General features: G+C 36.2%; 11 protein-coding genes and 1 riboswitch. Of the genes, 4 read left to right on the top strand and 7 right to left on the bottom strand.

The window, feature by feature from the left end:
* Window positions 1-91: 91 nt before the first annotated feature.
* The 3 genes from AC106K_RS02580 (at window position 92) to clpP (ending at window position 3,765) form a co-directional block, all read left to right on the top strand.
* Entirely contained in the window at window positions 92-832 is a 741-nt protein-coding gene (locus tag AC106K_RS02580) for a T9SS type A sorting domain-containing protein (RefSeq protein WP_482443283.1), read from the top strand.
* A 150-nt stretch (window positions 833-982) separates the two neighbouring features.
* A complete protein-coding gene (dnaG, locus tag AC106K_RS02575; RefSeq protein WP_482443282.1) occupies window positions 983-2,968 on the top strand; it encodes a DNA primase in 1,986 nt (661 codons plus the stop codon).
* Between the two features lie 113 nt (window positions 2,969-3,081).
* A complete protein-coding gene (clpP, locus tag AC106K_RS02570) occupies window positions 3,082-3,765 on the top strand; it encodes an ATP-dependent Clp endopeptidase proteolytic subunit ClpP (protein ID WP_047097798.1) in 684 nt (227 codons plus the stop codon).
* 324 nt (window positions 3,766-4,089) lie between these two features.
* On the opposite strand, the gene AC106K_RS02565 is transcribed toward clpP, so the two are convergent.
* On the bottom strand, window positions 4,090-5,202 hold the full coding sequence (locus tag AC106K_RS02565; RefSeq protein WP_482443281.1) for a T9SS type A sorting domain-containing protein: 1,113 nt from the start codon (window positions 5,200-5,202) through the stop codon (window positions 4,090-4,092).
* A 66-nt stretch (window positions 5,203-5,268) separates the two neighbouring features.
* A riboswitch (cobalamin riboswitch) is annotated at window positions 5,269-5,460 on the bottom strand.
* Window positions 5,461-5,720: 260 nt separating this feature from the next.
* On the opposite strand from AC106K_RS02565, the gene AC106K_RS02560 reads away from it, so the two are divergent.
* A complete protein-coding gene (locus AC106K_RS02560; RefSeq protein WP_482443280.1) occupies window positions 5,721-6,989 on the top strand; it encodes an esterase-like activity of phytase family protein in 1,269 nt (422 codons plus the stop codon).
* 172 nt (window positions 6,990-7,161) lie between these two features.
* On the opposite strand, the gene AC106K_RS02555 is transcribed toward AC106K_RS02560, so the two are convergent.
* From AC106K_RS02555 to AC106K_RS02530, 6 genes are all read right to left on the bottom strand, one after another.
* A complete protein-coding gene (locus AC106K_RS02555) occupies window positions 7,162-9,099 on the bottom strand; it encodes a T9SS type A sorting domain-containing protein (RefSeq protein WP_482443279.1) in 1,938 nt (645 codons plus the stop codon).
* 347 nt (window positions 9,100-9,446) lie between these two features.
* Window positions 9,447-10,208: a triose-phosphate isomerase gene (tpiA, locus tag AC106K_RS02550; RefSeq protein ID WP_482443278.1), complete on the bottom strand. Its 762-nt coding sequence runs from the start codon at window positions 10,206-10,208 to the stop codon at window positions 9,447-9,449.
* Window positions 10,209-10,221: 13 nt separating this feature from the next.
* Window positions 10,222-10,626, bottom strand: coding sequence for a hypothetical protein (locus AC106K_RS02545; protein ID WP_482443277.1), 405 nt, complete (start codon window positions 10,624-10,626; stop codon window positions 10,222-10,224).
* Window positions 10,627-10,648: 22 nt separating this feature from the next.
* Window positions 10,649-10,999 carry a TerB family tellurite resistance protein gene (locus AC106K_RS02540; RefSeq protein WP_482443276.1) on the bottom strand — a complete coding sequence of 117 codons (351 nt, stop codon included), beginning with the start codon at window positions 10,997-10,999 and terminating at the stop codon, window positions 10,649-10,651.
* A gap of 110 nt (window positions 11,000-11,109) precedes the next feature.
* The gene (locus tag AC106K_RS02535) at window positions 11,110-12,219 is read right to left on the bottom strand and encodes a BT_3928 family protein (protein WP_482443275.1); all 1,110 of its coding nucleotides are present in this window, start codon (window positions 12,217-12,219) and stop codon (window positions 11,110-11,112) included.
* A gap of 1 nt (window position 12,220) precedes the next feature.
* Window positions 12,221-12,787, bottom strand: coding sequence for a DUF1599 domain-containing protein (locus tag AC106K_RS02530; protein WP_047096948.1), 567 nt, complete (start codon window positions 12,785-12,787; stop codon window positions 12,221-12,223).
* Window positions 12,788-12,920: the final 133 nt, after the last annotated feature.

Here is a 12,920-nt window from a genome sequence, read left to right as displayed (position 1 = left end):
TTTTTGTTGTGATTTTTTACTGTTTTTCGGGTGTTTGTTTTAATTTTTTACTAACAAATATGTATATTTGATTGAACACTAAATATTTATTATGAAAAACATTTACTTAGCTTTATTTATTTCTTTTTTCGGAATAACGGAGGCTCAGGTAGGGACAACCTGCACAAATCCTATTGTTATAAGTTCTTTGCCGTATACTACTACGGATGATACAGCCAATTATGCAGATAATTATGATCCGGATCCTGACAATAGTCCTGCATGTAGTGGGTCTGCAGATGAATTTGGTAATTATTACCATGGAGGAAATGATGTTATTTATTCTTATACAGCAACTTCTACGGGTACGATTAAAATTGAAATCCCCGGTGGAATTGGATGGACAGGTTTATTTGTTTATAACAGCTGTGCAGATATTGGCTTAAACTATGCTGCCTGTGAAGGAATTGTTTCTGACGGGGACGATTTAATTGTAGATAATTTTGCCGTCACTGCGGGCCAAACCTATTATATCCTGATTTCTTCATGGCCTTCTCCACAAACTGTTGCTTATACTTTGAATGTAACAGCTCTTACTCTTTCAACAGCTGATATAGAAAAGAAAAATAAGCAAACAGGAGTGTATCCAAACCCTGCAGAAAAAAACTTGAATTTCAAATCAGAAAAAAATATCATTTCTGCTACCATTTATACAATGGAAGGTAAAAAAATAGAAAGTCCGAGAATTAATAATAACTCAATATCTGTAGAAAATCTAAGTACAGGAAATTATATTGTAGAATTTACAGACAAGTCTGGTAATACCTCAACGAAGGTATTTATAAAAAAATAAATTTACTTTTAATAATAGAATATAAGGATCTTCGTAAAGGAGATCTTTTTTGTTATTAGCACCGGTCTGATCTTGTTATACTTTATACCATGTCAGGTATAAGTATATTTATATAATTGTAAGGTTTTTTTTTATGTGTATTTTTGTACTATGATTTCCAAGCAGACCATAGATAAAATATTCTCCACGATCAGAGTAGAAGAGATTGTGGGTGAGTATGTGCAGTTGAAAAGAGCAGGGTCTAATTATAAGGGGCTCAGCCCGTTTCATGAAGAGAAAACACCAAGTTTTGTAGTCTCTGCCAGTAAGCAGATCTGGAAGGATTTCTCTACCGGAAAAGGAGGGACAGCGATCTCTTTCCTGATGGAAATTGAGAACTTTACCTATCCGGAAGCCCTTCGTCATGCTGCCAAAAAATATGGCATTGAGATCGAGGAAGATCAGCGTGAAATTTCTGAAGAGGCCAAGAATGCACAGACGGAAAAAGACCTTCTGTACAAGATTCATGAGGTGGCCAATACCTATTTTCAGGAAATACTTTGGGATGGCCAGGAAGGAAGAAGTATAGGGCTTTCTTATTTTAAAGAAAGAGAGCTTAAAGATGATATTATCCGAAAATTCCAGTTGGGATATTCTCCGGAAAAGAAGAATGCTTTCACCGCTTATGCTTTGGAGAAAGGATATACCAAAGAAATCCTTGAAAAATCAGGACTTTCTATTTTCCCTGAGAATACTCCGGGAGGCGTTGACCGTTTCCGGGAGCGGGTTATCTTCCCGATTCACAGTTTTTCCGGAAGAGTACTGGGATTTGGAGCGAGGATTCTGAAGAGCAATGTCAAAACGGCAAAATACCTCAATTCACCTGAAACCGAAATCTATCATAAGTCGAATGTCCTTTATGGATTAAACCAAAGTAAGCAGGCCATTTCAAGAAAGAACGGCTGTCTTTTGGTAGAAGGATATATGGATGTGATTTCACTTCACATGTCCGGAATAGAGAATGTGGTGGCCAGTTCGGGAACTTCCCTGACTACAGAGCAGATCAAACTTATCAAAAGGCTTACAGAAAATGTCACGATCCTTTTCGATGGAGATAATGCCGGGATCAAAGCCAGTTTCCGAAGCATTGATATGCTGCTGACAGAAGGGATGAATATCCGTGTCTTGCTATTCCCGGATGGGGATGACCCGGATTCTTTCGCCAGAAAACATCCGCAGGAATATGTTGAGAAATATATTGAAAATGAAGCGATGGATTTCATCGACTTCAAAGCGGAAATTCTCTTACGTGATGTAGGCAATGACCCTATCAAAAAGGCAGAAGCGATACGGGATATTGTAAAATCGGTTTCCTTTGTACAGAATGCGCTGAAAAGGGAGGTTTACCTTAAAGAGGTTTCCAATAAATTTGGACTCTCTGAGCAGAGTCTTTTCAATGAACTGGATGTTCAGAAGCAGATTACCCAGAATCAGACCCATCACGTTCAGCAGCAGCAAAAGGAAAAGGCGGCTCCCAAGATGGAGATTGTCCCACCGGATAAGGAAAGAGAAGATCCTTTCCTGTTTGATGTCCTGTTTATGGAGAATAAGCTGGTTGATCATATGCTGATGTTTGGAGATATAATTCTGAAGCGAAGAAACGAGCAGAATGAAGAATACCAGATTACAGTCATTGAGGAGATCCTTCATCATTTTGAAGAAGAGCAGTATACATTTTTAGTCAAAGAAAATGAGATCATTATCAATCAGGTAAGGGAGGGGATTCAGAAAGATGAGCTGAGAAGTGGAAACTTTTTTGTATCTTTTATGGACGAAGAGATCACCAGTAAAGTCGTGGATGCTCTGATGCCGTTGGATGAGCTTGAAAACTGGGCTTCCAGAAACATTTATCCGCCCAATTATGGAGATAAAGTGGCTGATCAGATTCAGGGAGATGTATTGCTGCACAAGTACAGATATATTGATTATCTGATTACTGAAACGGCAAAAGAACTCGATCAGTACAGCAATACCGATGAAATGAAGTACTATGAGCTGATCAAAAAGATTACTTTGCTGAAACAGGCTTCGATAAGACTGAGTAATATTATCGAGTATTCACCCATCAAAGGTATCTATGTAGATCGAAGAAGGTAGTTTAGAGACAAGGTTTGCTAAGATTCTGTGACAAAAAGTCCTATAAAATTTTAGGAATAAATATTGTAATTTAAACTTCGAAAATATTAGTTAAAATAATACATAATAGAAATATGGACATTAAAAAGGAATTCAGAGACTTCTCTGTAAAACATTTAGGAAACAACGGTCTTGTTACCGATCAGTATATGGGAATGTATGGTCCAACGAACCTTACTCCGTACATCATGGAAGAAAGAAGATTGAACGTTGCTCAGATGGACGTTTTCTCCCGTTTGATGATGGACAGAATTATCTTCCTGGGAACAGGAATTGATGATCAGGTAGCCAACATCGTTACGGCACAGCTTTTATTCCTTGAGAGTGCAGACCCTTCAAAAGATATTCAGATCTATATCAACTCGCCTGGTGGTAGCGTATATGCCGGTTTAGGTATTTATGACACTATGCAGATCATCAAGCCTGATGTGGCAACAATCTGTACAGGAATGGCCGCTTCAATGGGAGCTGTATTATTGGTTGCCGGAGAAAAAGGAAAACGTTCTGCGCTTAAGCATTCAAGAGTAATGATCCACCAGCCTTCAGGAGGTGCTCAGGGAGTAGCTTCTGATATGGAGATCAACCTTAGAGAGATGTTGAAATTGAAGCAGGAGCTTTATGACATTATCGCTCACCATTCAGGACAGCCTTATGAGTGGGTAGAGAAATCTTCTGACAGAGATTATTGGATGACTTCAGAAGAAGCGAAGAGCTTTGGAATGGTAGATGAGGTTCTACAGAGAGCTGAGAAAAAATAATTGATCTTAGAATCATATATAAAAACGCATCCAATGGATGCGTTTTTTGTTTTGCCACGAATGCACGAATAAAATAGCAGAGAACATAATTCTATTATTAATGCAGTATTTTGGAACCTTGTCTATAGAAGGTTTGCTGTTGTAAAAAGAGACGAACCTTTTATCAATTTAACAAGATATAATTTGCAGATGTCTTAGAATGTACTAATAAAAAATTCGTGCATTCGTGGCTAAAAAAATAAAGCCAATTCAGGCAATGGTAACAGCACTTTTTGTGCAGAAGTTTGTCACTCCCTCCCAAAAAATCACCTCAAGAGTGCTTTTTTATTTCTTAATCATCTTGTGGATTGTAGAACTTTCAGAAGTTTTAATCTCAACAAAATAAATTCCTTTATTTAAAGCCTGAATATTGATTTTTGAAGCCTGTGAAGTCATCACTTTCTGACCCGTCACAGAATAAACATTCACCTCTTTCAGGTTTTCTGAAGTTTCGATCTTGATAAAATCACTTGCCGGATTAGGATAAACACCCACAATTTTCTTATTGACCTGAGAAACTCCCAGCGTAGCATTGGCTGCTTCTGTAGGGGTAAACGGTCTTCTTTCTCCAAAACTTAAGCCCAGCCAGTCATTATTACCTAATTGAATTTGAGATAGATTGTTTTTTTTCTGCCAGCTCGACAGATCTTTTCCTTTGTACACTTTCCAGCTACCTGATCCGGAAGTATTTCCGGTAAAGCTGTTTAATGAAAGAGTAGAAACCTGATTGTTGGCTGATGTAAAATTAAAATAAGAAGTCTGAGACTGGATCAGCTGTAGTGCCTGCTCAGCTGTTAAGGTACCGTTGTATTTGATTCCAAAAACAAAAGAATGGGCATTACCGTTTGAGCTATTGGTTCCAAAATCTAGAACAACAAGACTTTTATTGGTTCCGGTTCCAATCCAGTTGGTAATCTGAGATGAAGTATACCATTGAGAGCTGTAGGCAGGAACAGGAGTGGAAGGAGGAATATTCACATCATCCAAACCATATTTGATCCCAAACCATAGCCCATCTTTTAAAGTTGTATATCCTACGCCATTATTTTGATTAGACATATTCCCGGCACTTAGGCCAGTCCAGGTTATCCAACTATCATCGGTGCTTGGGGCATGATGATTGTATTTGAAACTGTATAGAAATCCTGAAGGAATATCCGCTTCCATTTTAGGTTCTGCAGATATAATAGCATTGATCATGTCTTCCGCGTTTAAATTGTTAGCATCAAAACGATACCCCCATGCATAAGATTTTGGACTGTTGTTGTCATTGAAATCGGCAATGAAATAAGCCTTTTTAGAACCTGTTCCCACCCAGAATTTAATGTCGTTTTCTGTAAATTGGGCGAAGAAAAACTGCATACTAAGCAGTAAGAAGAAGAAATAGATTTTTCTCATGATATAATTAAATTAAAGTTTTATTCCCGAAACTTATAGACAGAAAAAACATACATGTCTTCCTGAAGTTAAAATGTATTCAAGGCAGGTCTCCTGGCTCACATCCTATAGCAAACCTTCCCAAGCAATTGGCTCAGTGGTATTATATAGCTACAGGTAAAACAGCTTACAGTTGCGGGTACAGCTCAAGAATTGAATGGTATTCTCACTTGATTCCCTATTAATGAACGATGTTCAACCTTAAAAACGCTGCAAATATATCATATAAATTTTTGAGGTTCATTTTGTGAATTATAATGCGGTTTTCTGTTATTAAAGGGCTCAGTATGTTGTTAGAGAAGAGTTTTTTTATAAATTCATAAATAATTTGGGTTTCTGTTTGTATTTTCAGATTGTAATTCGATGTATTAATGTTTATATTGAATTCATTTTACAGGTTCTATTGTTAAAATACAATTATCATTATATTCAAGATCAGTTTACAATCAATGTATATTTTCGCAGCCATAAAAGAGAATATGAAAAAACTACTATTATCTGTTTTGATGTTGGCTGCATTGGCATCATGTAAAGATGACGATACGCTGAACAACCAGGATATTGCCATCAATTATTCTAAACTTCCTCAGGAATTTCCGTTCACTAAACTGGCTACCATCAATGGGGTAGATGTGATCAATGGCGGGTTTGGTTCCGGGGCAGCAGCCCATCCTACCAGAAAAGGTGAGTTTTATGTCATTACAGACAGAGGTCCTAATACGGATTATCTGAACGGGAAGAAATTCCTTACTCCTGATTTTACACCTACCATTATGCATTTCAAAGTGAATGCAGACGGAAATATTGAAGTGATCAAATATATAAAGCTTAAAAATCCAGCCGGAAAACCTATCACAGGCCTTCCAAACCCTGTAGGTATGGGAAGTACAGGAGAAATTGCCTATGATGCTTCGGGAAATATCTTAGGAACGGATAATTATGGATTAGACAGTGAGAGTATCGTGGCTGCACCGGATGGTACATTCTGGGTTTCTGATGAATATGGCCCTCATATCGTTCATTACAGTGCAGAAGGAATGGAGATGGAGAGAATAAGCCCGATCGGTGTGAATACCGGACCCCGAAAATTGCCTGCCGTGCTGGCCAAAAGAAGAGCCAATAGAGGAATGGAAGGACTTTGTATGACCCCGGACGGAAGAACGCTGGTAGGTACCATACAGTCGATGATGTTTGTCCCTACAAAGGCACTGGCAACCAATACCACGCTCACAAGAATTGTGACATTTGATACTAATACAGGACAGACCAAACAGTTTCTATACAGACAGGATGGTGGAGCTTCTGACTCAGTGTGCGATATTACAGCATTAAGCAATAATGAATTTTTAGTGATCGAAAGAGACGGTAATTTCGGATCTCAGGGAGGTATTAAAAAAGTATACAGAATCAACCTGGCCAATGCTACAGATGTAACCGGAACAGACATTAACGCTGTAGACGGAATGAAGATAAACGGTAAAGCTTTGGAGCAATGTTCATGGGATGAAATTACCAATGCAGGGATTAAAGCGGTTTCAAAGACACTGGCAGTGGATCTGGTGAAAAAACTGGGATATGAACATGATAAATTTGAAGGAATCGTTTATTTAGGAAATAATAAACTGGCTGTTTTCAATGATGATGATTTTGGAGTGGTAGATGATGGAAACGGTAATCCTAAGGCGAAAATTCTGCCTAAAACAGGAAAGGTAGATAAAGGAACAATGTATGTAGTCGATATTCAATAATTAGATTTTTTTTAACGGAAAACGGCGGAATCGAAGATTCCGCCGTTTTTATTTTATCAAGTTTTTTTATTTTTAAAGAAAATTATGGATAAAAAAAGCCTGTAATAAGAAATTTCTGACTAATACTCATATGGATTGATAAGCCGGAATTGATAGATAAACAGACAATAATTTATTTTTTAATAATTTTCTTTGCAGATTCAGATGTATCAGTTTTTATTTTTAGTAAATAAATACCACTGGTTTGAGAAGATAAATCTATTTTGATGAGGTTTTGATTATAATTTCTGTTGATGATTAATCTCCCCTGTTCATCAAACAATTGAATATTCTTAATGTTTTCTTTAGATTTTAATTCTACAAAATCTTTTGCAGGATTTGGATATAATTTTATTTCATTTTTATCAAAATCATGAGAGTCTGTGCCTAATGTAGATCCACAATTTGAAGTAAATGTAATATCTGGATAAGTCGTTTGCAGACTGGCAAGTTGCGCATTATCTACACACATAGATAAATTACTATTGTAATTATTAAATGAGGTATTTGTTTCTATAGAATTATTTTTAATATTAACAAATAGTAAATTGTCTACATAACTTAAATAAAAATTTTCTAAAAGTGAGCAGTCTGAAGCATCTATAGAAGTAAGTGGAGTTCTGGAAACTTCCAATGTCTTCAAAGAATAACACTTTTTAATATTTAAATAACTTAAATTGGGAAAATAGGATTGATAAAAAGATGGAAGAATTAAAGATTGTAAACCGGAACAATTGTATAAATTAAGTGATTCTAAAGAATGATGAGTCTGAAAATCTAAATTCACTAAAGCGGTACAATTTTCCGCTGTAATGCTTTTTAATACCCTGGAATTAGGATATGGATCAAAATTTGTGAAAATTGTATTTGTTTTTAGAGTATGTAAATTGGTCAGGTTACTTACATCTACAGTATTCATAAAACCAGAGGAATTGGTAATATCTATATTTTCTAAACTGGGTGCAGCAGTAAAATTTGCATATGTAATGGGCTGGTTAAATGCTCTTAAAATTTTAAGTTTAGGAAGGCCGGATAAATTTAATGAGGTTAAATTCCCAACAGCATATTGTGCGCCTCCCACCATTGACCCAGTGTAACCATTTTTATTATAATATGAACAATCTAATTCTTCCAAATTAATTAATCCGAAATTTGAAAAATCTAAGGTAGGGGAGCTCACCCCTAAGATTTTCTTCAAAGAAGGACAGGCGCTGAGGCTGATTGGGTTAAAATATTGCCCTCTGTTATTAAAATAATTTGAATCTGATTTGATTTCTAATAAATTAGGACAGTTAGTGGCTTTGAAATCAATGTAACGATTTACAGACGAAGAACCCAAAGCTATCTCTTCATAGGCAGAAACTTTAGTAATTGAAGTATCATTAGTTATTGTTATTTTTTGTAGGAACTCACCATGACAAGCAAATGTACTGATGCTGGAGTTCTCCAGATACAATTCCTTAAGAAGTGAAGCTTGAAGAATTACATCGCTGTTAATTTGAGAACAGTTTTTAATGGTTAGGTTTACTTGGTTTCCATAGGAATTGTAATTAGAATTAACTACATTATTTAAGTCCTGTAAAGCTGTACAATTATCGAAAGTTAGATTAATATTAAATGAACCGGTAAAACCTTGGGCATCAAAGTCTTTTACTTTTTTTATTTTGGAGTTGTTGACAAAGCTAATGGTAGCATCCTTAGTATCGGCAAGGTACAATTCTTCTACATTCGGGAAGAGTAATACATCAGTAATACCATCGGGTAGATGATCCAAATAATACGTTGTATTAATATTATCTGGATCCCAAATAGCTCCTGAAGGATCTATATACTTGAAATTTTTATCCTGCTTTATTGTAAGAATTTTTACCTGTTGCGCTTCAGAAAGCTGTATTTCTCCATCTCCATTGGTGTCAATTGCTATGCTGGCTCCACTTTGGTCTTTAGCAATCTCATTGGTTGAATTAGAAGTGAGCATCAAAGCTTTAAACTTAGAATCTACGAAATTCAAAGTTTGAGTGTAAGCCATCGTAAAACAGCTCACACTAAGTGTAAGTAGAATTTTTTTCATTTTTAATGTTTTTTTAACTGTATAATGTGATTTTACATATTATCAGTAATGCAATATAGCTAAATAATAGTATGTTGCTAAAAAAAATGATGAATTCCTGAGTTTTTAATATTTTTCAGTATGAAAATCTAAAAAAAGCAGTTTTTTTTGGTTTTTTTATATAAAAACAATGATATTACATTCCTTATGTATGGTGCTTTTTTTAGAAATCTTGATTAGAACGCAGCAAAAAAGTAATGCGATGAATGCATTTTTAATGTAATTTTCTGCCCTTGACATCTAACTTTTTAAAAAAGAATGATATGACTTTTTAAGAAATATCATTCTTTCTTTTATTTTGGAAATATTCAGGAATTAAATCCCTCAACAATTTTAGAGAAATCCTCAAGCTTTAACGCCGCTCCTCCGATAAGACCTCCGTCAATATCAGGCTGAGAGAAAATTTCTTTAGCATTATCCGGCTTTACAGAACCTCCGTAAAGGATAGAGATTTCGTCAGCTACTTCCTGCCCGTATTTCGCAGCGATGATACTTCTGATGTGAGCATGGATTTCCTGAGCCTGCTCTGGTGTTGCCGTTTCTCCCGTTCCGATAGCCCAAACCGGTTCATAAGCAATCACTACTTTTTTAATTTCTTCAGCAGAAAGTGTGAAAAGAGCCTCTTCAGTCTGGTTCTTTACTACGTCAAAGTGCTGACCTGCCTTTCTCTGCTCAAGCGTTTCCCCATTACAATAGATAGGAGTAAGCCCTTTGTCCAAAGCCAATTTGATCTTTTTGTTGCATTGAGCATCAGTTTCTCCGTGGTATTGTCTTCTTTCAGAGTGACCGATCAAAGATCCGTTTGCTTCAATAGATTCCAGCATATCTGCAGAGATTTCCCCTGTGTAAGCGCCACTTTCATGCTCGCTCATATCCTGAGAAAACACGCCGATTTCATCCTTTTCAAAGATGTCTTTTGCCATCATCAGATACAAAGAAGGAGGAGCGATCCATACCTCACAGTTGGTAGTATTGTTGTTTTTATAGCTTAGTAACTGAATCATCAATTGTTGTGCATCAATTACATTTTTGTTCATTTTCCAGTTGCCTGCAACTATCTTTCTTCTCATAATTATTTTTTATTTAATCTTCGTTTATTTTTGTATCAATGAAAGAATAGGTATTGTCTTTTTTACCCATCATTTCGATAGATTGAAACTTAACATCACCATTAGGCAGGACCTCATAATTATAAATATCGGTCACCTTATCTGTGTTGTGAAGTTCATAGTATTTTCCGTCTTTAGTCCACCAGCTGCCGTTTTCCGTTTCCTGTACCACATTACCATCCTGATTGATGGCTACAAACATCAAGATACTTTTGCCTTTCTCCAGTCTGCATGATACCCAATATTTTGAGACTCCTTCCATCTGTTGATTGACTTCTGATCCTTTATAACATCCCATTACTTTGGGATCATATTCCTTCTTTTGAGCTGTTAATCCCGTTGCTATAGCCAACAGAGATAACACAAATAATTTTTTCATGGTTTTTTCTTTAAATCAATGTTTATGATAATCCCCATAAGTTTTTCAGCAGAACATAGAAGGTATGTTCCTCTTCAGTTACCTTATTATCGGCTTTAATCAGGGACTTGGCAAACTGAGCAAACTTTACACGTTCATCTTCTGTAGAATCATCATGGAAGCATCTTGCGTGGAATTCGAAGTGATCTTTCCATTCCTCAGGCTGTAAAAGCGCAAGTGTTTCCAATTCATTGTCAAGATTCATTCTGAACGGAAATTCATCAGCCAGGTATTGCTGTACAAGCATTCCTTCTTCAGGAGCAAACTCTCCGTCTACAGAAGAAAGGATCATTAATAAATGGTAACCTGCTATTGATTTATTTGATTTTTGCATAAGTTTTATAATTAAGTTTAGTGTTTAAAGTTATACTACCTCCAGATTTTAATCTTTAAGTTTTTTTGAAATTCATCATTCACCAGCAAGGTAAAACTGGCGATTCAGATTTATTTTACATAGTCCTTTGCAGGCTGTTTGTCTATGATTTTTCCATTTTCAAGGATCAGGACAAACGGATTGCTGCGGGCAATCGTTTTGATTGCTGTACCATCCATCATGGCATTTTTGATGGTTTTAAAAGTCCTTGGCTCTGTAGAAATACCATAGATAAGGGCTCCTTTCTGAGCATTCACTTTGGCCTCTACCTTTTGAAGAAGGTCAGCAGAAACCTCTTTGGGATGATAAGAAAAAACCAGAACAGCTTTTGGTGCCGTGATGATTTCCTCTGTAAGTTCCATTCCTGAAGGATCTTCTATTTTAAATTTTACGATCTCAGATTTATAACCTTCCTTTACAAGGACAGATTCATTTTTTCCCTCCTCAATCTTCCATGGTGAGCCTTCTGCCCAGTATTTGGTTTCTTTGATATAATCATCCTGATTGACTCTTAATACTTCTCCGGTTTTCTGATTTTTCAGAGAGTAGAACGTTTTATATTCAGAAGGATTTTTACTGATCTTAGCCTTTTCTCCTTTGATGTCTGTTCCGATCTTATAATCACGGAAATCAATCATAGGTTCATGCATAATGCCTTGAGCCATAATGTAAATCATAATCAGAGAAAAAATACCTAAAAGAATATATTTAAACTTATTAGATGGCTCTTTTCTGGTTACTCCATACTCATCCTTTTTACGGAATTCTTTTCTGTATAATACAAACAGTAGAATAAGACCCGCCAGAAGGGCTACATCTTTAAAGAAACTCTGCCAAGGCGTAAATTTGATCGCATCACCGAAGCATCCGCAATCCGTTACCACATTGAAGTAAGCAGAATAAAAAGTAAGGAATCCGAAGAATACACAAAGAGCTATTAATGATGATAAGGTAAATTTCAGCTTTAATTTCAACAATAACATAAATCCGAGGAAAAGCTCAAGCACCACTACAATAATGGAAAACAGCAGCGCAAATTTTTCAAAAAACGGCATATTGAAAACAGCAGGTGAGAAATATTCTTCCATTTTGAAAGAAAATCCTACCAGATCCACAGCTTTTACAAAGCCCGAAAGGATAAAAATGACAGCAATAATAAAGCGTAATAAACCTTTGATCATATTAAATAGTTTTGGGTTCGAATTGATTATTTTTTTCAGAGAATTTAATCAGACAGAAAACAGCATAGTTCAGCATATCGAAATAGTTGGCATCAAGCCCTTCAGAAACGATGGTTTTACCCTGGTTGTCTTCAATTTGTTTAGTTCTCAGTACCTTTTGATAAATAAGATCAGTGATCGAAGAAATTCTCATATCTCTCCATGCCTCACCATAATCATGATTTTTTCTTTCCATTAAAGCTTTCGCTTCACCGGCATATTTGTCATACAGACCTATAATTTCTTCCTTATTTTCGTTGAAATCATTGGAAAGTCCTTTTTCAAGCTGAATAAGTCCAATGATAGAGTAGTTGACAATTGCGATGAATTCGTCTTCCTCACTCTCATCCACCATTTTTATATCGGTCATCTGCAGCGTGCGGATTCTGTTGACCTTGATGTAGATCTGATCCGTAATGGAACTCGGTCTTAAAACCCTCCATGCTGCACCGTAATCCTGTAGTTTTTTACCGAAAAGATCACGACACTGACTGATAACTTTCTCGAATTGTACTGATGTTTTTAGCATAAATTTTCTTAATCTTCCAAATATACGAATTCGGTTTGAAATTTTAGAAGGGGAAGGAGGTTGAGAAGGCGAAGAAAGCCGAGAGGGCGAAATTGCTAAAGGGAGGAAGGGCAAAAGGAAGCTGAAGAGGAAA

This window comes from Chryseobacterium sp. FR048, assembly GCF_056844665.1.
Note: the sequence above shows the minus strand (reverse complement) of the source record. Positions and strands in the feature narration are given on the sequence as shown.